Here is a 21,110-nt window from a genome sequence, read left to right on the forward strand (position 1 = left end):
GACCTGGCGCTCGGCCACGCGCCGGCCGCACTTACGAGCGGCGTCGACGGCGGAGTTCAGCGATTGCCAACATCTCTTCGCGAAGAACTCTTTGCGAAGAGATGTTGGCAATCTAAGGTGGGGGCATGACGTCAGTCGTAGTTCTCGATGCCAAAGGCCTGCGGGCCCTCGCCCACCCGGTGCGGGTGGAGCTGGTCCAGTTGCTGCGCAAGTACGGCCCTTCGACGGCCACCCGGCTGGCCGAGCGCCTGGGTGTCAACTCCGGTACGGCCAGCTACCACCTGCGCAGGCTGGCGGCTGCGGGTTTCGTCGAGGAGGACACCGAACGCGGGAACGCGCGGGAGCGGTGGTGGCGCGCGGTGCACGAGGTGACCCGGCTGACCGACATCGACCTGGCCAGGCAGGAGCCCGAGGCGCTGATGGCGTACCTGCGGTCCGTGGCGGCCGCGCACGGCCTGCTCACTCAGCGCGCGCTGAACGAACTGCAGACCATGCCCCGCCCCTGGATCGACGCCTTCGACATCAGCCACTGGGCGCTCCGCCTCACTTCGGACGAGGCGGGGCGGATGCGTGAGGAGCTGCTGTCCGTGATCGACCGCTACCGGCGCGACGCGTCCGAGCAGACGGCCGAGGGTGCCGAACGCGTGTCGCTGGTCATGCACCTGCTGCCGGAACCGGACGGATCGGAGCCGGATCCGTCATGACTCCTCCTGTGACCGGACGGTCCTTACGCCCGCTGGCCGGTGTCCTGGCCGCCATGGCGATGTCGCTCACCGGCACCCGGGTGTCGGCCATCGCGCTGCCGTGGTTCGTGCTCGTCACGACCGGCAGCGCCGCCATGACCGGGCTCGTGGCCTTCTGCGAGATGGCGCCGTACGTCCTGGTCAAGCTGCTCGTGGGGCCACTGGTCGATCACCTGGGCCCGCGCCGGGTCTCGTGGGTCGCCGACGTGGTGAGCGCCGCCGGAGCCGGGGCCGTGGCTCTGCTGCACACGCTCGATCAGCTGGCCTTCCCGGCGTTGCTCGGGCTGGTGGCGCTGATCGGCGCGGCGCGCGGGCCCGGCGACCTGGCCAAGGAGATCATGGTGCCGGAGGCGGCCGAACGTGGCCGGATACCGCTGGAGCGGGCCGCGGCACTGTCGGGCGTCACCGAACGGCTGGCCGCCACCTTGGGTCCGGCGATGGGCGGGGCACTGGTGGCGCTGGCCGGTTCGCTGGTGGGGCTGGCGCTCAGCGGGGCCTGCTTCGCGCTCGGCTCCGTCGTCATCGTGTGGGCGCTGCCACGCGCCCAGGCACGGTACGCGGGTGCCCCGATCTCCGCTCAGACACCCGGCGCTCGGGACGCTCCGACCTCCGGCCAGACGCTCGGCACCCAAGGTGCCTCGCCCTCCGGCCAGACGCCCGGCACCCAGGGCGGCCAGGACCCCGTACGGGAGCCTGGCGAGGGCTCGGTCCGCGACTCGGCGGGCGGTGAGGGGGAGCGGGGGGCTGGTGGTGAGGCGGAGCGGGCCGCGCCGGGCTACTGGCGGCGATTCGCCGAGGGGGTCGCCTTCCTGCGTGCCGAGCCGATGCTGCTGGCCCTCAGCCTCATGGTCGCTGTGACGAACCTGCTGGACGCCGCGTTCGCCCAGGTACTCGTGCCGGTGTGGGCCCGGGAGTCCGGCCACGGCCCGGCCGTGATCGGGCTGAACAGCGCCGCCATGGGATTGGCGGCGGTCGGCGGGAGCCTGGTGGCCGCCGCGGTGGCACACCGGATGCGGCGGCGGGCGGTGTTCTTCGTGGCCTTCCTGGTGGTGGGGCCGCCGAGGTACCTGGTCCTGGCGATGGACGCGCCGGTGTGGGTGATGCTGGTCGTGTTCGCGGTGAGCGGGCTCGGCGGAGGGCTCATCAACCCGATTCTGGGCGCCATCCAATTCGAGCGGGTGCCGCGACGGCTGCTGGGGCGGGTCAACGCGCTGGGAGACTCGCTGGCCTGGGCCGGGATTCCGCTGGGCGGGCTCATGGCAGGCGCGGCGGTGGCCGCCGCCGGACTGTCACCGGTGCTGGTCGCGTGCGGGGCGGTCTACTTCCTCACCATCGGGCTGACCGGGTTGCGGCGTGAATGGCGGCAGATGGACCAGTCCCGTGGCGTGAGCTCGCGCACGGCGCCGGCATCAGTGGAGAGCGGCCGTAGCCCATGACCGGGCGGGGGATGCCAGCCCCAACGGCCTGTCCGGCGAGCACTAATCTGTGGACGTGTCCTCCTATCTCACTCTCAGCGCCGCCATCGAGCACGAGACGGAGGCCCGCCGCTCCCGCTTCATCTGCGCGGTAGCCCCGGCGAGGACACCCGCGGAAGCCTCGGCCTTCATCGCCGAACGCCGCCACCTGCACCCGAGCGCCTCCCACAACTGCACGGCCTACGTGATCGGCGACGACCGGAAGGGTGACGACGACGGCGAACCAGGCGGCACGGCGGGCACCCCCATGCTCCAGGCCCTGACCGGCAGAGGGTTCAACGACGTGGTGGCGGTGGTGACCCGCTACTTCGGCGGCACCCTCCTGGGCGCCGGCGGCCTGGTCCGCGCCTACAGCTCCGCGGTGACCGAGACCCTGGACCAGGCACGACCAACCAGGATGATCCCGGCGACGCTCATCGACGTGACAGTGGCCCACGACCAGGCGGGCCGCATAGAGAACGACCTACGGGCATCGAGACACCCCATCAGGGAGGTGTCCTACGGCAGCAAGGTCGTTTTCACGGTGGCGGTGGCGGACGACGAGACCGCCGCCTTCGCGGATTGGCTGGCCACTCTGACGGCGGGCAGGGCTCAGGTGACACCGGGCAACAGAATCCACGTAGCCGGGTAAGAATGCGGCCGTAACGGCGGCCGGCCCTGTGCGGGCTCAGCGGCCGTGTCCCTGGAGGCCCTCAGCCACGTACGGCGTCTGGGGCCTCCTGTGCTTGCCGTAACAGAAAATCAGACCGTAACAAAAACCGGCAGTTCACCCCTCGAGGGCGTATTGCATCACGCGGAACTTCGCTTGCGCCTCGGCGAGCTCGGAGCTCGGGTCGGAGTCGCCCATGATGCCGGCGCCCGCGAACAGGCGCGCCCGGCGCCCCCGGACGATCCCCGACCGCAGCGCGATCCCCCACTCCCCGTCCCCGTGCGCGTCGATCCACCCGACCGGACCCGCGTAGCCCGCGCGGTCCATCCCCTCCAGCTCCCGGATCACCTTGATGGCGGTGTCGGTGGGCGTGCCGCCCACAGCCGCGGTCGGGTGCATGGCGGCGACCACGTCGAGCACCGACGCGCCGTCGGCCAGGCGCCCGGTGACGTGGCTGGCCAGGTGCTGGACGTTGGGCAGCATGAGCAGCTCCGGCTCGTCGGGCGTCTGCAGCGACGAGCACAGCGGGGCGAGCGTCTCGCGTACGGACGCGATCGCGCACTCGTGCTCGTGCCGGTCCTTGGCCGAGGCGAACAGCGCCGCGCCGCGGGCCAGGTCGTCGGCCGGACCGGTGCCGCGCGGCGTGGTGCCGGCCAGGACGAGCGACTCGATCTCCTTGCCGGTGCGCCGGATGAGCAGCTCGGGGGTGGCGCCGACGAGCCCGGCGACGGAGAAGGTGTAGCAGTCGGGATAGCGCTGCGCGAGGCGGTCGAGCAGGAGGCGTACGTCGATCGGCCGCTCGGCCGTGGCGATCAGGTCGCGGGCCAGGACGACCTTCTCCAGCTCGCCCTCGCGGATGCGCCGGGTGGCCTGGGCGACGACATGCTCCCATTCGGGGGCGGACAGGCTGCCGTCACCGTAGCTGATGCGGCCCGGATCGCGTACGGGCGTGAGGGGTTCGAGGCGCGCGTCGCCGATGGTGGTGAGCCAGGCGCGGCCGTCGCGCCGGGCGAGTACGGTCTGGGGCACGACGAGGACGGAGCCGGCGGCGTTCTCGTCGAAGGTGAAGGAGCCGAAGGCGACGGGCCCGACCCCGGGCATCCCACCGGGACCGTCGAAATAGCCGTCCATGTGGGCGTCGCCGAACAGGTCGGCGAGCCACCGGCTCGCCCAGGCGAACCGGTCGGGACCTGCGGGAACGGCCACCCGCGCGGCCTCACCCCAGCCGACGAGTCCTTCGCCGTGCCGGATCCAGGCATAGGGGGCGGCGGTCCGGGGCAGGGAGGCCAGCAGGTCACCGGGGTCACCTATGGGGGCGGTGCGAACCGGTAGCGGGCGGGTGGTTCCGAGCGCGACACTCACCCAGACACTCTATGCGGGAACTGAACACGTTCGACTGGGACCCCCGTGAATGACCGGTTACGGTCAATGAACCCAGATAAAGGGGGAACCCGCATGATATTCGGAGCATCCCCATCGGATCATGACTGTCAAGCAGCGATATGAACACGGTCCCGAGATGGCAGATGTTGCCTTGACGACATAGTCGGCCTCCGCGCCCATCCCTACTTTGGGCCGCATGATCACTCGTCTCGCACCCCTCTTCGCCGCTGCCCTCGTTCTTCTCGGTTCCGGTACGGCACACGCGTCGTCCTCGGCGGAGCCTGTCCCAGAGATCATGGCGGCGTTGGGAGACTCGATCTCGGCGGGGTTCAACGCGTGCGGCTGGTACGTCTCGTGCACCTCCCGCTCCTGGTCGGCGGGGGACAACACCGAGGTGACCAGCCATTACCTGCGGCTGGCCGGACTGAGCCGGTCGATCATGGGGCACAACCGCAACTTCGCGGTGCCCGGGTCGACGAGCGCGGACCTGATGGGCCAGGTGAAGCAGGCGATCACCGCAAAGGCGACATACGTCACAATTCTCATCGGCGCTCAGGACGCCTGCAAGCCAGCGGAGAAGGACATGACGCCCGTGAACGTCTACCGGCAGCGGCTCGACGCGGCTCTGGCGGAGTTGCGGGCCGGGGTGCCGGGGGTCAGGGTGTTCTTCGCCAGCATTCCCGACCTGCGCAGATTGTGGCAGGTCGGAAAGAGCAACGCGCTGGCGCGCACGTTCTGGACACTCGGCCGGATCTGCCCCACGATGCTGGCCTCCCCTTCGTCGGCCAAGCGCGCGGACGTGGCGCGCCGGGCCCGGGTCCGGGCGCGCGTGATGGCCTACAACCACGAGGCCGCCGAGGCGTGCGCGACGCTCGGAACCGCGTGCCGTACGGACGGGGGCGCGGTGTTCGCCTACCCGTTCACGCTCGACTACATCAGCAAGTGGGACTACTTCCACCCCAACGCCCAGGGGCAGCGGGCCCTGGCCCAGTTGACGTTCAAGAGCGGCTTCGAGTGGATCGACGTGCTCTGAGCGGCGCTGGTCATCTGGGCGGTGCTGGTCTACTAAGCGGTGCTGATCTTCTGAGCGGCGGTCAGCGGCACTGGGCGAGCATGGCGTTCTTGTCCGCGCGGGTGACGGGCAGGTCGTACTTGAGCGCGACCTGGGCGAAGCGGGTGACGTAGGCGCAGCGGATACGGTGTTGCGGCGGCAGCCAGCCCGCCGGCCCTGAGGCGTCCTTCTGCTCGTTGGCGGCGCCGTAGACGGGCAGCAGGTTGAGCGGGTCGTTGGCGAAGTCCACGCGCTTGGACATCGACCAGCGCGGCGTGCCCATCCGCCAGCCGTAGGCGAGCGGGATGACGTGGTCGACCTGGATCTCGTCGGCGTGGGCCTTGCGCCAGTCGATGGTCCGGCCGGTGTAGGGGTCGGTCAGGACGAGGGAGACGACCTCGCAGCGGGAGCCCTGGCGATACTTGACGTCCTGGCCGTCGCGGGCGAGCAGGTCGTCGCGGGTACGGCAGCCGTTGCGGGCGTACGGGACGCCGGTGGCGGTGTCGGCCCAGTTGTCGCCGTACCTGGTCCGCTCGTAGCCGGTCTTGGGGCCGCGGCCCTTGACCCGGAGCCGCTTGATGAGGGTGCGGGCGCTGGCCCGGTCGGCGTCGGTGGCGATGGGGGCGAGTCCTGGGCGGGTTCCGCTGGTGTTGGTGAGGGGGCTGGACGCGGTGGCCGGGCTGGTCTTGGTGCCGCTGACGAGGGAGACGACCAGGACGCCCCCCGCCAGTAGGGCGACCGTTTCCTTTGTGCTCAAGTACGCCTCCGGGGATTCTTGGGCACAGGTTCTCTAGAGATCAATTCCCGACATTGTGGTGTTTGACACAGTGAGAGGTTTGAGGCGGCAGAGAGAGGGGTGTGTGGCGCACGGTCCTGTTGATCCGGGCGTGGATCTTCATGGGTGGTGGCCGTTTTCTCAGTTGCGGAGTAATGATGTAAGCAACTGAGAAGGGTGTCGTCATGGATGATTACTCCCGCGTCGTCTCCTCGGTGGCGGCCGAGCTGCTGCCGAGGGTGGCCAGTGTCCGGGCGGATCGGGGCAGCGGGTCGGCGGTGGTCTTCACGGCCGACGGGTTCCTGCTGACCAACGCGCACGTGGTGGGCTCGTCGAAGGCGGGCACGGTGGCGTTCGCCGACGGGTCGTCGGGTGAGTTCCTGGTGGTGGGGCGCGACCCGCTGTCGGATCTGGCGGTGATCAGGGCGCAGGTGCCCACGCCGGAGCCCGCCGTCCTGGGTGACAGCGACGAGCTGGTGGTGGGACAGCTCGTGGTGGCGGTGGGCAGCCCGTTGGGGCTGGCCGGCTCGGTGACGGCCGGCGTGGTGTCGGGACTGGGGCGGTCGTTACCGGCCCGGAGCGGTCAGGCCGTACGCCTCATCGAGGACGTGATCCAGACCGACGCGGCCCTGAACCCCGGCAACTCCGGAGGAGCGCTTGCCGACTCGCGGGCGCGGGTGGTCGGCGTCAACACGGCCGTGGCCGGCGTCGGGGTGGGGCTGGCCGTGCCGGTCAACAGCACGACGCGGGCGATCATCGCCACGCTGATCAAGGACGGCCGGGTACGACGGGCCTACCTCGGGCTGGTGACCTCGCCGGCGCCGCTGAGCGAGCCGCTGCGGCGGCGGACCGGCCAGGACAGCGCGCTGCGGGTGGTGGAGGTGATGCCCGGATCGCCCGCCGACCGGGCCGGTCTGCGGGCGGGGGATCTGGTGCTGAGCGCGGACCGCCATCCGGTGGGCGACGCGCAGAGCCTGCAGCGGCTGATGTTCGCCGAGGCGATCGGGCGGCCCCTGCCGATCACGGTCCACCGCAACGGGGCGCTGGTGGACGTCATCGCGGAGCCGGTCGAGCTGACGAGCCGCACTTAGCCGGCCGTCAGGAGGACCACGGAGTCCGCGCGGGCTCGGCCGGCGCCGCTTCCGCGGGTGCCGATTCGGCTGGCGCTGGTTCCGCGGGCGCGGGCCGCGCCGGCTTGACGTAGGTGCCGTTGCGGCGGGCCAGGAGCTCCTCGAACAGGGCGTCCCACTGCGCGCCGATGACGTCCCCGTCGTACGTGCGCGCCGTCTCCAGCGCTCCGGCCGCCAGGCGGCGGCGCAGTTCCTCGTCCTCGATGGCGCGCAGGAGCGAGGTGGCGAGGTTGGCGTTGGTACGCGGCTTGACCAGCAGCCCGTCGACCTCGTCGGTGATCATTTCCTTCGGCCCGTGCGGGCTGTTGAAGCTGACGATGGCCAGCCCCTTGGCCATGGCCTCCAGGATGGTCATCGGGAAGCCCTCGTGGCGCGAGCTGAGCACGAAGATGGACGCCTTCTCCAGCTCGGCGCCGACGTCGGAGGTGGCGCCGGGCAGCTCGATCTGGTCTTCGAGACCCGCGTCGATCACCTGCTGGCGCAGGTTGTCCTCCTGGGGGCCGGCGCCGTAGATGCGCAGCTTCCAGTCGGGGTGGGTCTTGGCGACCTCCTCCCAGGCGACGATGAGCCGGTGGAAGCCCTTGAGGCGGGTCAGCCGGCCGACGGCGATGACGACCTTGGAGTCGAGCTTGGCCACGTCGCCGGTCATCGGCGGCACGGCGTTGGGGATGCGGATCAGCCGCTTCGGCTTCTTGGGCAGGGCGGCGCGGTAGTCGCGCAGGTCGGCCTTGGTGAGGGTGGCCAGCGCGTCGAAGCGGCGGTAGCGCCACTTGATCAGCTCCTGTACCGCCTCCGGCTGGGTACGCAGCGCGACGTGCTCCTGGCCGATGGTGATGACGCTCGGCAGCGCTAACTGAGCCATCGCCAGGTTGAGGCCGGGCCTGGTGGAGATGAGGATCCCGGTGTCGAGCGAGCGGATGTAGCGGGCCAGCTTCAGGTCGGTCCACAGGTTGAAGCGGTGGAAGGCCGACTCTTCCGGCGGGATGAGCTTGCTCGGCCTCTTCGACAGCATGGCGCGTACCGGATCCGGGCCGGGGTTCAGCCGGTCGTCCAGGAAGCGGAACTTGACCCGTGGGTCGATCGGGAAGAAGGGCTCCTCAGCCTCCTTCAGGATGCTGACGATCTCCACGTCGTGGTTCTCGGCCAGATAACTGGCGAGGTTGAAGACGGTCCTGATCGTGCCGCCCATGCCGTACGCGTGCAGGATCAGAATCCTGACCTTGTCCGTGGACGGCGGCGGCGCTTTGCGCACCTTGCGGCGGTTGTAGCCCTTGTACAGCCGGACCATCGCCGACTTGCCCTTGCGTGCCAGTGCGCGCACCTGAGAAGTCCCCCTTGAACCGAGAGTGTCCCTACACAAGTGGCCAATGACGATGTGTGCGAATTCGCCACCGGCTTATTGTCCCGCTTCGGTGGAGTGTCCTGTCCATCCCCGAGGACTAACCCCACGCATGATCTATAGACGTTGCAAATCCTCTTAAGGTTGCATCCGTGGCCGATGTGTTGGATCCGGGGTGTGCGGGGGGTGTTCGGCCAGCAGCCCGAGAATCACGTCGATGGCCTTTTCGAGCTGGGTGTCCGTGCCCGCCGCGTAGTCCTGCGGGGTGATGTCGATCTCTATGTCGGGGTCGGTGCCGTAGTTCTCGACCTGCCAGCCGACGTCGTCGAAGGCGAAGGAGAACTCTGGCTGTGTGGTGACAGTGCCGTCGGCCAGCCGGTGCCGCGGCCAGATGCCGATGACCCCGCCCCAGGTTCGCTTGCCGACGAGCGGGCCGAGGCCCCGCAGCTTGAAGGTGTGGCTGAAGATGTCGCCGTCGGAGCCGGCCCATTCGTTGGTGATGGCGACCAGCGGACCGCGCGTCGACTCCGGCGGGTAGGGCTCGGGGTCTCCCCAGCGGGGATAGTCGTAGCCGAGTCTGCGGCGGGCCAGCTTCTCCAGCAGCAGCGCCGAGACGTTGCCGCCGCCGTTGAAGCGGACGTCGACGATGAGCGCGTCACGGTCGTGCTCGGCCAGGAAGCCGCGGTGGAACTCGGCGAACCCGTCGGTGCCCATATCGGGAATGTGTACGTATCCGACGCGGCCGTCCGAGCGCTGATGGCAGCGGGCGCGGTTGAGGTTGACCCAGTCGCGGTAGCGGGCGGGCCCCTCGTCGGCGATGGCGCGTACGACGGCGGTGAAGACGCGATCGTCGCGGCGCAGAGTGAGCTCGACCTCCTCGTCGGCCTGGTTGACCAGGCGTTCGTTGGGGGTGGCGGTCTCGCCGATGGGGGCGCCGTTGATCGCCAGGACCGCGTCGCCCGGCCGTACGTCCAGGCCGATCCGGTTGAGCGGGGAGGTGGCCTCGGGGTTCCACGCGTCGCCGGTGACGATGGCGCCGATGTGGTAGACACCGTCGTGATAGTCCCAGTCGACGCCGAGCTTGCCCTGCGTGTAGTCGGGGCCCGGCCGATACTCGCCGCCGCTCTCGTAGGCGTGACTGGTGGCCAGCTCCCCGTGGAGCTCCCACAGCAGGTCGGAGAACTCGCCGCGGGTGCTGACGCGTTCGACGAGCGGCAGGTAGCGCTCGTAGACGGCGTGCCAGTCGACGCCGGCCATGTCCTCGGTCCAGAAGTTCTCGAGCTGCAGGCGCCACGCTTCCCGGAACATCTGCCGCCATTCCGCCGCCGGGCAGACCGACACCTTGATCCGGGACAGGTCGATCCACCCGGTTTCGCGGCCCGGGGTGTCGCCGTCGTCGTCGGGCGTCTCGGTGGCCTTCAGCACGCGCAGCCGGTGGCCCGCCCGGTACAGGAGCGTTTTGTGATCGCGGCCCAGCTCGAAGTCGCTGACGCCGCGGGCGAAGGTCTCGCTCTCACCCTTGGTGAAGTCGTACAGATCCAGAATGCTGTCACCCTGCAGCGGACTGCTGAGAATGAGAGCCTTGCCCGGCAGCCCGGCGACGCGTTCGTAGCGGCCTTCCGGCAAGGGGAACGCGGTGACGCGGCGGGACAGGCCCTCGAGGTCGACGCGCAGCGGCTCGGGCTCGCCCTCCTCCTCTTCCTCCTCGTCGTCCTTCGCTCCCAGAGGGCGGGGGTTCGGGACGAACGGGTCGGGGACGTCCTGTCGCAGCGCGATGGCGTAGGGGCGGGTGCCGAGGGGGAAGCCCAGGTCGAACTGGAGCTGGTCGTAGACGGGAGAGAAGACGCGCTGGCCGATGAAGTAGAGATAGCGGCCGCGCGGGTCGAAGGCGGGGCGGGAGTCCTCGAGCAGGGGCTCGGTGGCGGCGACGGTCTGGCCGGTCGCGGGGTGGTGCAGCATGATCGCGGCGGTGTGGGCGTTCAGCGGGGTGGCGTACGCGAGCCAATGGCCGTCGTGCGACCAGGCGGGGTCCGCCGGCGGGCCGTGCGGGTTGGCCTCGACGAGTACGGCCCGCCCGGTGGCCAGATCGACGAGGTGCAGCTCGTCGCGGTGGTTGGTCACGGCGACGCGGTCGTGGGCGGGATCGGGCACCAGCGCGGTGATCCGCCCGAGCCGGGCGATCTCCGGGGCGGCCGGGTCGCCGAGGATGACCAGCCGTTCCTCGTCACCGTCGTCGCTGGCGGCGGCGATGAGGCGGCGGCCGTCGTTGAGGAAGGTCAGGAAGCGGTAGCGGACGCCGTCGGGCTCGCCGTGCTGCCGGACCGGCCCTTCCCAACCGGCCATGGTGTACGCCTTGCCGCGGGCGGTGACGGTCAGGGCGCTGCCGTCGGGAGTGAGCGTGGCGCTCTCGAGGTAGTCGTCGGCCTCCACGAACCTGCGGTTGCGCTGGGTCCTGGAGCTGGCCAGCCGTACGTCGATCCGCTGGGGCGCGTCCCCGGGATCGAGCAGGTAGAGGTCGGCGCCCGCGTGGTAGACGAGGCGGTGGCCGTCACCGGACAGATTGCGGGCGTAGTAGTCGTCGTGGTGGGTGTGCTTGCGCAGGTCGTCGCCGTCCGGAGTGCAGGAGTACACGTTGCCGACGCCCTCGTGATCGGACAGGAAGCAGACGCGGTCACCGCTCCAGCAGGGCGAGGCCAGATTGCCGGGCAGCCGGATGAGCCGGCGGAAGCGGCCTTCACCGTCGGGGTCGATCCACAGATCGCCGACGGTGCCGCCGCGGTACCTCTTCCAGCGCGCGGGATCGGCGGTGTTGCGGCCCAGGACGATCATGCCGCGGGGGCCGTGGGCGATGGAGTTCGCCGGTCCGTACGGCAGGCGGTGCGGCACGCCGCCCGGCGCGACCCGGTGCAGCCACTTGCGGCCCTCGAACGGCTGGCACTCGTCGCTGGCGTACAGGATGCGGCCCTCGGGGTCCCAGCCGGTCACGGTGCAGCGGGCTCCGTGATAGGTGACCCGCCGGGCCGCGCCCCCGTCGGCGGGCATGACGTACACCTCTTCCGGGCCCTCCTCGCGCCCGACGAAGGCGAGCTGGTCGCCGCGCGGCGAGATGCGCGGGTAGCCGGCCTCGGCGAGCCCGGCGGTCAGACGGAAAGCGCGCCCCCCGAGGGCGGAGACCATCCACAGGTCGTCCTCGGCCGCGAAAACGACCACGTCCTGGAAGATAGAGGGGAAGCGCAGGTAGGCGGACATGTGTGCTCCGTGATCAGGCAGCCGGGACTCCGGCCGCGGCTGCCTGATCCTTTCACCGCGTCAGGACATGTCCGGCTTCCTGGGCTCCTTCTTGGCGTCCTTGACGTCCTTGTCCGGGCGGGCGGGTTTGATCGTCTGTTTCTTGGTCTTGCCGGGCTTGGCGGCCGGCTTCTTGTTCGTCTGAGCCATTGGTTCCCCCTGAACAGATGATGTGGGATAAGTACATCAACCGCCTTAGTACCCATTTCCGGCAGAAAACCGACATGTGAAGTAACTGTCAGTGGACAACTGGTGACATATCGTTACCTTCGGGCGGGACGATCACCGAAGGGCCGCGACCACCACACGCCCTCGCCATGCGACAGGCCGGGCAGCGCCAGCTCGAACTCACGCACCGCCACGGCCGGGATGTCGCCGCTGACCAGCCACACCGCCTCCCGCCGCACGGCATCGGCCACCACGGCGCCCAGCGCCGCCAGCCGTACGGTCGCCGCGCTCAGCGACTCCGGCGGCACCTCCAGCTCGAAGCGGTGGCACGGCTCGTACACCCGGGTGCCCGCCTGGCGCAGCGCCCGCCGCAGCACGTTCGTCGTCCGCCCCCGGAAGTCGGCCGCCGTGGTGACCGGGCTGTCATAACCGGTTCTGGTCAGCGTGACCAGGAGGTCGGTGACCGGCCAGCCGTGCGGGCCCTCGGACAGCGTGTCGCGTACGGTGTCCTCGATGGCCCGGTGGAAGGCCAGCGGCAGCGACCCCAGATCCACACCCAGCCGATATCCGACACCGGACCCGATGGCGGCGGGCTCCACCCGCAGGCCGACGGTGGCGACGAAGTCGTTACGGCCGTGGCGGGCGATCTCCTCGACGACCTCCGCCCGGCGGGCGGGCCGTTCGAGATAGACGGGCCGGGTCGGCTCGAACACCGCCTCCACCCCGAACTCCCCGGCCAGCGTCTCGGCGATGACCTCCTTCTGCACCTCCCCGTAGAGCAGGACCGACGTCTGGCCGCCGGGCAGGGCGCGGGTGCCGATCAGCGGATCCTGCTCGGCCAGGGCGGCGAGCGCGGCATGCAGCCGGCCCTCCTGCCCGGGAACCCGCGGCCTGACCACCGTCTCCAGACTGGGCGCCGGGAAGTGCCCACTCTTGGGCGTGTCCTCTGGTGGGGTGCTGAGGCGGCCCTCTGCTGAGGTGCCGAGGCGCCTGTCCGGCGCGGTGCCGAGGTGATCGTCAGGCGCGGTGCCGTGGCGGCCGTCTGGTGGGGTGTCGAGGCGGCTGCTTGGCGGGGTGCTGAGCCGGTCGCTTGGCAGGAGGCCGAGGTGGTCGCCGACCCGGACCTCGGGCACGCCCCACACCTTCGCGATGTCCCCGGCCACCGCCTGCGACTCCGCCGACCCGGCCACGCGCACCGCGGTCGGCCGCCCACCGTACTCCTCCACCGTCCCGTCACGGCGAAGGCGATGGAAGGGCACCCGCTGCCGCGCCCGCAGCACGCCGGACCGCATCCGCAGATAGGCGACCTTCTCCCCGGCGGTGCCCCGCTCGATCGCGAACACGGTCGCTTTGAGCGCCTCACCCGACGCGGTCGTGCCCGACCCGGCCGTGCCCGCTATGGCGGAGCTCGTTTCGGGCGTGCCTGGCAGGGCCGTGGCAGGCAACAGCCGGAACCCGTCGAGCAGATCGCCGACACCCCGCCCGGTCATCGCCGACCCGAACAGCACCGGATGCAGCACCCCGTCGGCGCACTGCCGGGCCATCGCCGCCCACACCTGCCGGCCGTTCGGCGCCCGCCCCTCGACAAGCGACTCCAGGATGCCGTCGTCATGCTCGGCCAGCATCTCGGCCACCTGGCCGCCAAGGGCGGAATCGCCGGAACCGTCCGCCTCGTCCGGGCCGATGATGCGGCGCGTACGGGCATCCGGACCGCCGATCTCCTCGACGGTGTTCAAGGCGACGGTGTACGGCGAGAGCCACCGCCGAATGTCCTCCAGCAGCTCCCGCTCCCTGGCCCCGGCCCGGTCGATCTTGTTGACGAAGATCAGCGTAGGCACCCGCAGCCTGCGCAGCGTCTTCATCAGCAGCCGCGAGTGCGGCTGAACCCCTTCGACGGCCGACAGCACCAGCACGGCGCCGTCGAGCACGCCGAGCGCGCGTTCGACCTCGGCCACGAAGTCGGCGTGGCCGGGTGTGTCGATGAGGTTGACCCGTAGGTCGCCCACGGTGAAGGAGGCGACGGCGGTGCGGATGGTGATGCCGCGGCGCCGCTCGATCGCCCCGCTGTCGGTCTGTGTGCTGCCGTCGTCGACGCTGCCCAGCCGGTCGATCGCGCCGGTCTGGAACAGCAGCCGCTCGGTCAGGCTGGTCTTACCCGCGTCTACATGCGCGAGGATGCCGATGTTGAGGATGTACATGCGTGGTCGAAGCCTCGAGAACTCTCGTGCCAATGGGGCGCTGGGAGACTCGAAGGCACCGCATTACATACTCCTGCTGGTCGGCGTCAGAAACGGCCTCATGATGGCACCGGGGTCGGCCGCGTGGCCAGCGATTTATTTCGCCGCTCACTCACCCGCCGGCCCGTCACGGGTCGGAGAGGCCGAGCCGCCACACCACGGGCCGGGGAGGTCGAGCACTACCGCACCTGTCACAGGCCGGGGAGGCTGAGCTGCCGTGCCGTCGGGACGGGCCGGGCCTGTTGAGCGGGCTCGGGGTGGGCTTGCGGAGCGAACTCGGGGCTGGACGGGAGCCGGCGGGCTGATGCCGCGCTCGCCCGGCCGACACCGTGGCGTCGGGCCAGCTCCTTGACCTGGTCGGTGATGCGCCGCTGATAGGCCTGCGGAGCGTAGGCGCCCCTTCCGTACAGCTCCAGGTAGCGCGGCACGAGCCGAGGATGCTCGCGCGACAGCCACCCCAGCCACCACTCGCGCGCCCCGGGCCGCAGGTGCAGGACGATGGGCGCCAGGTGGGTGGCGCCCGCCTGAGCGATCTCCTTGACCGTGCGTTCGAGCTGTTCGGGGGAGTCGGTGAGGTACGGCAGGATCGGCGCCATCAGCACGCCGCAGGGGATGCCGTGGTCGTTGAGCGTGGCGCAGACCTCCAGCCGTCGGCGCGGGGCGGGGGTGCCGGGCTCGACTGAGCGCCACAGGTCGGGGTCGGCGAAGCCGACCGACACGCTGGCGCTCACCTGGGTGACCTCGGCGGCCTCGGTCAGCAGGTCGAGGTCGCGCAGGATGAGCGTGCCCTTGGTGAGGATCGAGAACGGGTTCGCGGCGTCGCGCAGGGCGGCCAAAATGCCCCTCATCAGCCGATAACGGCCCTCGGCTCGCTGGTAGCAGTCGACGTTCGTGCCCATGGCGATGGGGCCGCCCTGCCAGCGGGGCGCCACCAGCTCCTTGCGGGCCAGTTCGGCGGCGTTGACCTTGACCACGATCTTCGAGTCGAAATCGGCGCCGGCGTCGAGGTCGAGGTATTGGTGGGTCTTGCGCGCGAAGCAGTAGACGCAGCGGTGGCCGCAGCCCCGATAGGGGTTGATGGTGTGCTCGAACGGAACCCGGCTGGCCGCCGGCACCCGGTTGATGATCGAGCGGGCCTGGATCTCGTAGAAGGTCATCCCCTTGAACTCGGGAGTGTCGAACGTGCGGGTGACCGCGCCACGGGCGAACAGCGGCACGGCCGGATCGTCCCGGCCGGAGTCGGCCAGGCGCAGGTTGTCCCAGCGCATCCCATGATTAGAACAAAAGTTCGATGAAGATCGCAAATGAAAAGAGGTGGCAATTACCTGCTTGGGCGGGGGCTAATGATCTTCATGGTTGGGCAGAAACCCGGCACAGAGCTTGCGTTCCGGAGGTGCACCCATGGCCTGGTCGCAGGACGAGGAGCGGATGCTGGCACAGATCGAGCAGCACCTCGTCGACGACGATCCGCGACTCGTGGCGAGGTTGGAGTCGTTCAACGAGCGGGCTCGTCGCAGCGAGGAGAAGGTCGACGGGCAGTCCGGCCGCCGGCGCAGGCCGCGCCGCTCGACGGTCATCATCCTGATCAGCTGGCTGCTGATCGCCACTCTGGTCGCGACGCTGCTGATCATGGTCCTGCAGCACGAGGCCGCGACGGCCCTCGCGCTGGCCGCGTCGCTCTAGCGCATCTCCCGAAATATCCGGCGTTTTGTGACGCCCGTACGCCAGACACCACGCGCTGTGCACCCAACGCCGTGCCCATGCCCGTGCTCTGTGCGCCAGACGCTGTAAGCGAGACGCCAGGCGCCAGACGCCGTGCCCCGTGCGCCGCGCGCCGCGCGTGAGACGCCGTGCCGAGGCACCAGAGCGCCAGACGCCGCGCGCCGCGAGACGCCGTGCCCGAGGCGCCGTGCCCGAGGCGCCAAACGTCGTGCGCCAGACGCGAGACGCCGTGCGCTAGGTGCTGACGCAGTGCGTCGGAACGCCGCCGCGTACGCCGACCAACTCGGCGATGCCAGACACCGTGTGCAGTGCCCGCAGGCCGCGATCTCGCCCGCCTGGCGACACAAGCCCTATTGCTCCAGGAATACTCGCATGCGTATAGTCGCCCACGAATATTCGTCTACGAGGATGGTGTGGGTGGCGCAACGACGCCGGGTGGCCAATCTGCTGGCCCTCGCCGTGCTCACGGTGGTCGCGGAACGACCGATGCATCCGTACGAGATGGCATCCGTCCTGCGGGCCCGTGGTAAAGACCGCGAGACGCCCATCAAGTGGGGCTCCTTCTACACAGTGGTACGCAATCTGGAGAAGCACGGTTTGATCAAGGCCACCCAGAGCGCCCGGCAAGGGGGCCGGCCCGAGCGGACCGTCTACCGCATCACCGCCGACGGCCGCGAGGAGGCCGAGGACTGGACGCGCGAGCTTCTGGGGACTCCTGAGCGGGAGCCGACGGGGTTCGAGGCCGGGCTGTCGGTGATGGGCGGGCTCGACCCTGACGAGGTCACCGCGCTGCTCCGGCGGCGGCTTGCGCTGCTCCGTGACCGGATCGCCGTCCAGCGCGAGACCCTGGAGGTCGAGCGCGGCGAGATCCCGCGGCTGTTCCTCATCGAGTCCGAGTACGCCTTGGCCATGAGCGTGGCCGAGGAGGCGTGGACCGGAGCGCTGCTGGCGGAGCTGACGATCGGCACGTTCCCCGGCATCGACCAGTGGCGGGTCTACCACCAGAACACCCGCCCCGCGCCGGTCACGACGGGCCCCGCGGCAAGGGGCCACGCGGACGAGACCGGTCCGATGGAAAGAGTCCGCCTGGACAGAGGCGGCCTGGCAGGCTGATCGGGTCACAGAGGAATGTGACCCGATGTCCAAGCAGTCACAGAGGAACGTGACCGCCCGGGCATAGGCGGGCAGATCAGGTCACAGTTGGCGCAGGAAGGTGGCCGCCACCGGGGCCGCCACCTTGCCCCCGGTGCCGCCGCCCTCCACCACCACGGCGAAGGCCACGTCATCCTTGAACCCCATGAACCAGGCATGAGTCTGGAGCTTGTCGCCGGTGCCGTACTCCGCCGTGCCCGTCTTGCCGCGAGTGCCCGAGGGCAGCCCGGACGCCTTGGCGGTGCCCTTGGAGACGACGGCGGCCATCATGGCGTGCAGATTGGTTTTGACGCCCTCCGGCAGCGGCTGCTCGGCCGCCTTCTGCTTCAGGTCGGGCACCAGCGTGGGCGGCCGCCAGGTGCCGTCGGCGATGGCCGCCGCGACCGAGGCCATCGACAGCGGACTGGCCGTGATCCTGGCCTGTCCGAACGATTCGGCGGCCAGCTCGGCGTCCGACTCCGGTCTGGGGAAGCTGGCCTTGGTGGCCGGCACCCCGATGTTCAGCGGCTGGTTGAACCCGACGTCCTCGGCCACCTTCAGCAGCTTCTCGGCACCCAGCTGCTTCTCGGCCAGCGGCGCGAACGTGGTGTTGCAGGAGTGCGCGAAGGAGTCGAGGAACGACAGCGACCCGAACTCCTCCTTCTCGGAGTTGCGGATCTTCAGCCCGCCCACCGTCGCGTACATCGGGCAGGTCACCTTGTCCTCCGGTGACATCCCGGCCGCCAGCAGCCCGATCGCGGTGACGGCCTTGAACGTCGAGCCCGGCGGGTAGCGGCCGTCGAGCGCCCGGTTGAAGCCGCCCTGGTTGTTGACCACGGCCAGGATCTCGCCCGTGCTCGGCTTGATCGCGACCATCGAGGTGGGCTTCTTGACGTCCTTGACGGCGGCGACCGCGGCGGCCTGCGCGCGCGGGTCGAGCGTCGTCTTCACATCCTCGCCCCCGCTGCCCTCGACCGTCTGCAGCGTCTTGTCGCCGACCTTGATCTCGGTCGCCGGGGTGCCGGCCAGCTGCTTCTGGAACGTCTCCTGCAGCCCGCTGCCCTTGCCGACGGTCTGGCCGACCTGGTAGGCGGAGCCGAGCTTGGCCACGTCCTTCTTGGTCGCCTTGTCGAGGTAGCCGACGAGCTGCTGCACCGACCCGCCGGCCGAGCCGTCGTCGATGCGGCCGCCGTCGGCGTCGGTGATCTTCGCCCGGTCGGGCCAGCGCGTCTTGAGCGCGAACGTGGCGCCGGCGGTCAGCGACGGGTGCAGGGTCTTGGGCGTCCAGTCGACTTTCCAGGCGCGATCGGCCACCTTCAGGTCGATCTGTCCCTCGTAGGTCCAGTCGCCGATGTTCTTCAGCTTCAAGGTCGTGGTGTACGGCACGCGGGCCCGGTCGTCGCCGGACTTGGTGACGGTGCCGAGCTTGACCGAGGTCGACTCGACCGCGAGGCCGGTGCGCATCTGGTCGTACGCCGTCAGTTGCTGCGGCGCGGCCAGCGTGGCGCTCATGGCCGCCTTGTCGCCCGACTGCCAGGCGGCGGCGAAGAGCCGCGCCGTCTCGGCGGGTGTGCCTCTCGTATGAAGCACGTAGTACGCGCCACCGGCAGCGGCCCCCGCCGCCAGCACGGTGACACAGGACACGATCGCGATGGTGCGGCCACGCGCCACTGGTCAGCCCCCATGGTCATCGACAGGTTGCAGAGCTTAGCGACAAATTAGGACATATTGCTGGCAGCTTTGAAGCTCGACGCATAGGTCGGCACGTATTCCTGGCCGGACAGCTCCCGGATCGCGGCCATGATCTCGTCGGTCACCCGGCGGCGGTCGCGGGCCTTGCTGTGGTCGCCCTCGAACCGCATCGGCGCGCCGATCGTGATGCCGATCCTGGCCGGGCGCGGCATTTTGGCGCCGACCGGCAGCACGCGTTCGGTGCCGCTGAGGGCCACCGGCAGCACGGGCGCGCCCGTCTTGAGCGCCAGCCAGGCCACGCCGATCTTGCCGCGGTAGAGGCGGCCGTCGGGGGAGCGGGTGCCCTCGGGGTGGATCCCGAACAACTCGCCGCGGTCCAGCAGGTCGGCGGCGGCGTCGAGCATCTCCTGCGCGGCGTGCGCGCTGTCGCGGTCGGTGGGCAGGCTGCCGCCCAGGCGCATGAACCAGCCGGAGACCGGGTTGCCGGAGAAGTATTCCTTCTTGGCGGCGAACGTCACGTGCCGCGGCAGCAGCGCGGGCAGCAGGTAGGAGTCGAGCACCGACAAGTGGTTGGCGGCGAGAATCGCCGGTCCCGTCCTCGGCACGTGCGCCGCGCCGGAGATGTGCGGACGGCACATCGCATGGGCGATCGGCGTAGCGGCGAACTTGACCACTTCATATAGCAACGGGCTCTCCTGGATGATCGGCGGTCCGGCCACCCACCCTAGAGCAGGCGCCCCGGCCGGAACCGGGGCGCCTGAAAAGCCTAAGGCCGATGTGGCGGTCGCCTCCTCGGCGAGATGCACAACACGGCTCCAGCCGAACGGTATTCCGTGAAGGCGGTAATTTGCGGCCCGGGGGACACAGACCACATCGGCCATTCGATGCTAACGGACATCCGGCTGCACGTATTCCACCGGCCCAAAAGAAACGGTCAGGTTCTGGTCCAGTGTGGTTGGGCGACGTCGAAGACCCGCAGCTCACGGCCACGCAGAGCGACCTCCGCGAACTGCCACAAAATCGCCCCCGTCGGCGCGTGGACCACGATCGAGGGCCCCAGCGGCATCTGCAGCAGCCCACCGCGCCAGCGCGGCACCCCCGGCGCCAGGAACCGCTCCAGCGGCACCGCGTGCACCGAGGCCACCTCGTGCGCGTCGGCGACCGGCCGCTGCTCCCCGCCGAAGGCCACCACAGGCGTGATGACGAACCCGGAGTCGGTGACGAAGTCGTCGAGCAGCCCCGCCACCTCGACGCCGGTGACGGCCGTCTCCTCGGCCAGCTCCCGCAGCGCCGCCTCGACCGGCTGCTCGCCGTCGTCGAGCCGCCCGCCCGGCAGCGCCCACTGCCCGGGATTACGCCCGCGCGGCGCCCGCCTGATGAGGATCGTGTACGGCAGGCCGGCCGGGTCCCTGAGCACGCACACCGTCACGGCAGCCCGGCGCACCCCCTCGGCCGGCGGCACCTCCCGGCGGTCGAAGGCGGTCAGGCGGGTGGCGACCAGCTCACGCAACTCGTCGATCGGAGGAAGCACCAGCCCAGGATCTCACGCCCGCTATATACACGTATGTCAGTCGAGTCCGCGCTTGCCAGGCGCCCAGAAGGGCTTCGTCCGGACGTCCCCGCGCTGCCAGCCCCGCTCGCGCACGAGATGCGCGCGGACGGCCTGGATCGTCCGCGCCTCCCCGGCGAGGTAGGCCACCCCGGGCTCGTCCGGCAGGTCGAGCTTCCTGACCGCCTCCACCAGCAGCTCGGAGCTCGCGGCGGACGCGCCGTCGCGGCAGACCCGGGTGAGCTCGCGCGGCAGGTCCAGGTGGTCGCCGGGCCCATCGGCCTCCACGGCCCCGAACACCGTCTCGCCCAGCGGCATCGCGCGCAGCATCGCGCCGAACGCGACCGACGCCGTCTCCTCCCCGGCGAACAGATGGTAGGGCGCGGGGCGTACCACGAGACTGCCCTCCGGCTTGGTGAAGGCGACCTCCTGGCCGGGGCGGGCGTTCCTGATCCAGGTCGTGCCCGGCCCGTCGCCGCCGTGGTCGAAGCCGATCAGCTCGATGGTCTGCCAGCTGGGGTCGTGGTGCCAGATCGAGTACGTACGCAGGGCGTCGGTGATCTCGCCCCGTAACCACGTACGGGCGGCGAAGATGTCGTTGACCGCCAGCCGGACGTGCTGGCCGGGGGTCCACTTCAGCCCGCTCAGGGCCTCGCCGCCGATCCTGACCTTCCGCATGCGCGGCGTCACCTGCTCGGTCTCCAGCACCTCCCCGACGACGAACAGCCGGTCGCGCAGAGCGCGGGTGATGGTCGTCTTCATTTCAGCTCCTTGCTGA

At 70.2% G+C, this 21,110-nt stretch carries 18 protein-coding genes; 7 read left to right on the forward strand and 11 right to left on the reverse strand.

The genetic code is table 11. From position 1 onward, the window contains the following. The first annotated feature begins 125 nt into the window (after positions 1-125). From ACQP2T_RS25530 to ACQP2T_RS25540, 3 genes are read left to right on the forward strand one after another with little or no spacing between them, the layout of a single operon-like run. A complete protein-coding gene (locus tag ACQP2T_RS25530; protein WP_433518555.1) occupies positions 126-704 on the forward strand; it encodes an ArsR/SmtB family transcription factor in 579 nt (192 codons plus the stop codon). Further along, positions 701-2,179 (forward strand): MFS transporter, encoded by a 1,479-nt coding sequence (locus ACQP2T_RS25535; protein WP_433518556.1) that lies wholly within the window; start codon positions 701-703, stop codon positions 2,177-2,179. The genes ACQP2T_RS25530 and ACQP2T_RS25535 overlap by 4 nt, the downstream gene beginning before the upstream one ends. Before the next feature lie 55 nt (positions 2,180-2,234). After that, on the forward strand, positions 2,235-2,849 hold the full coding sequence (locus ACQP2T_RS25540; protein WP_433518557.1) for a YigZ family protein: 615 nt from the start codon (positions 2,235-2,237) through the stop codon (positions 2,847-2,849). Positions 2,850-2,984: 135 nt separating this feature from the next. Here ACQP2T_RS25540 and ACQP2T_RS25545 read toward each other — a convergent pair whose 3' ends face one another. After that, positions 2,985-4,229, reverse strand: coding sequence for an isochorismate synthase (locus ACQP2T_RS25545; protein WP_433518558.1), 1,245 nt, complete (start codon positions 4,227-4,229; stop codon positions 2,985-2,987). 217 nt (positions 4,230-4,446) lie between these two features. Between ACQP2T_RS25545 and ACQP2T_RS25550 the strand changes: the two genes are divergently transcribed. Then, positions 4,447-5,283, forward strand: a complete 837-nt coding sequence (locus ACQP2T_RS25550; protein ID WP_433518559.1) for an SGNH/GDSL hydrolase family protein — start codon at positions 4,447-4,449, stop codon at positions 5,281-5,283. 61 nt (positions 5,284-5,344) lie between these two features. Here ACQP2T_RS25550 and ACQP2T_RS25555 read toward each other — a convergent pair whose 3' ends face one another. Further along, positions 5,345-6,058: an HNH endonuclease family protein gene (locus tag ACQP2T_RS25555; RefSeq protein ID WP_433518560.1), complete on the reverse strand. Its 714-nt coding sequence runs from the start codon at positions 6,056-6,058 to the stop codon at positions 5,345-5,347. 203 nt (positions 6,059-6,261) lie between these two features. On the opposite strand from ACQP2T_RS25555, the gene ACQP2T_RS25560 reads away from it, so the two are divergent. Next, the gene (locus tag ACQP2T_RS25560) at positions 6,262-7,167 is read left to right on the forward strand and encodes a S1C family serine protease (RefSeq protein WP_433518561.1); all 906 of its coding nucleotides are present in this window, start codon (positions 6,262-6,264) and stop codon (positions 7,165-7,167) included. Positions 7,168-7,174: 7 nt separating this feature from the next. Here ACQP2T_RS25560 and ACQP2T_RS25565 read toward each other — a convergent pair whose 3' ends face one another. The 5 genes from ACQP2T_RS25565 to ACQP2T_RS25585 form a co-directional block, all read right to left on the reverse strand. Next, positions 7,175-8,527 carry a glycosyltransferase family 4 protein gene (locus ACQP2T_RS25565; protein WP_433518562.1) on the reverse strand — a complete coding sequence of 451 codons (1,353 nt, stop codon included), beginning with the start codon at positions 8,525-8,527 and terminating at the stop codon, positions 7,175-7,177. A 156-nt stretch (positions 8,528-8,683) separates the two neighbouring features. After that, on the reverse strand, positions 8,684-11,794 hold the full coding sequence (locus tag ACQP2T_RS25570) for a S41 family peptidase (RefSeq protein ID WP_433518563.1): 3,111 nt from the start codon (positions 11,792-11,794) through the stop codon (positions 8,684-8,686). 60 nt (positions 11,795-11,854) lie between these two features. Continuing rightward, the gene (locus tag ACQP2T_RS25575) at positions 11,855-11,983 is read right to left on the reverse strand and encodes a hypothetical protein (protein ID WP_433518564.1); all 129 of its coding nucleotides are present in this window, start codon (positions 11,981-11,983) and stop codon (positions 11,855-11,857) included. A gap of 113 nt (positions 11,984-12,096) precedes the next feature. Next, positions 12,097-14,199: a GTP-binding protein gene (locus ACQP2T_RS25580; protein WP_433518565.1), complete on the reverse strand. Its 2,103-nt coding sequence runs from the start codon at positions 14,197-14,199 to the stop codon at positions 12,097-12,099. Between the two features lie 230 nt (positions 14,200-14,429). Beyond that, positions 14,430-15,506: an Rv2578c family radical SAM protein gene (locus ACQP2T_RS25585; RefSeq protein ID WP_433518566.1), complete on the reverse strand. Its 1,077-nt coding sequence runs from the start codon at positions 15,504-15,506 to the stop codon at positions 14,430-14,432. Between the two features lie 133 nt (positions 15,507-15,639). On the opposite strand from ACQP2T_RS25585, the gene ACQP2T_RS25590 reads away from it, so the two are divergent. Continuing rightward, positions 15,640-15,921 (forward strand): DUF3040 domain-containing protein, encoded by a 282-nt coding sequence (locus ACQP2T_RS25590; protein ID WP_397305355.1) that lies wholly within the window; start codon positions 15,640-15,642, stop codon positions 15,919-15,921. A 456-nt stretch (positions 15,922-16,377) separates the two neighbouring features. Next, positions 16,378-17,073 carry a PadR family transcriptional regulator gene (locus ACQP2T_RS25595; RefSeq protein ID WP_433518567.1) on the forward strand — a complete coding sequence of 232 codons (696 nt, stop codon included), beginning with the start codon at positions 16,378-16,380 and terminating at the stop codon, positions 17,071-17,073. A gap of 81 nt (positions 17,074-17,154) precedes the next feature. On the opposite strand, the gene ACQP2T_RS25600 is transcribed toward ACQP2T_RS25595, so the two are convergent. The 4 genes from ACQP2T_RS25600 to ACQP2T_RS25615 all read right to left on the reverse strand — a co-directional run bounded on the left by ACQP2T_RS25600 (position 17,155) and on the right by ACQP2T_RS25615 (position 21,094). After that, positions 17,155-18,735, reverse strand: coding sequence for a penicillin-binding transpeptidase domain-containing protein (locus ACQP2T_RS25600; protein WP_433518568.1), 1,581 nt, complete (start codon positions 18,733-18,735; stop codon positions 17,155-17,157). A 74-nt stretch (positions 18,736-18,809) separates the two neighbouring features. Further along, entirely contained in the window at positions 18,810-19,469 is a 660-nt protein-coding gene (locus tag ACQP2T_RS25605; RefSeq protein ID WP_358443064.1) for a lysophospholipid acyltransferase family protein, read from the reverse strand. A 248-nt stretch (positions 19,470-19,717) separates the two neighbouring features. Beyond that, positions 19,718-20,314, reverse strand: coding sequence for an NUDIX hydrolase (locus ACQP2T_RS25610; RefSeq protein ID WP_433518569.1), 597 nt, complete (start codon positions 20,312-20,314; stop codon positions 19,718-19,720). Between the two features lie 36 nt (positions 20,315-20,350). After that, positions 20,351-21,094, reverse strand: coding sequence for a siderophore-interacting protein (locus tag ACQP2T_RS25615; RefSeq protein WP_433518570.1), 744 nt, complete (start codon positions 21,092-21,094; stop codon positions 20,351-20,353). Positions 21,095-21,110: the final 16 nt, after the last annotated feature.

The organism is Nonomuraea sp. CA-143628 (genome assembly GCF_050942315.1).
Taxonomy (GTDB): Bacteria; Actinomycetota; Actinomycetes; order Streptosporangiales; family Streptosporangiaceae; genus Nonomuraea.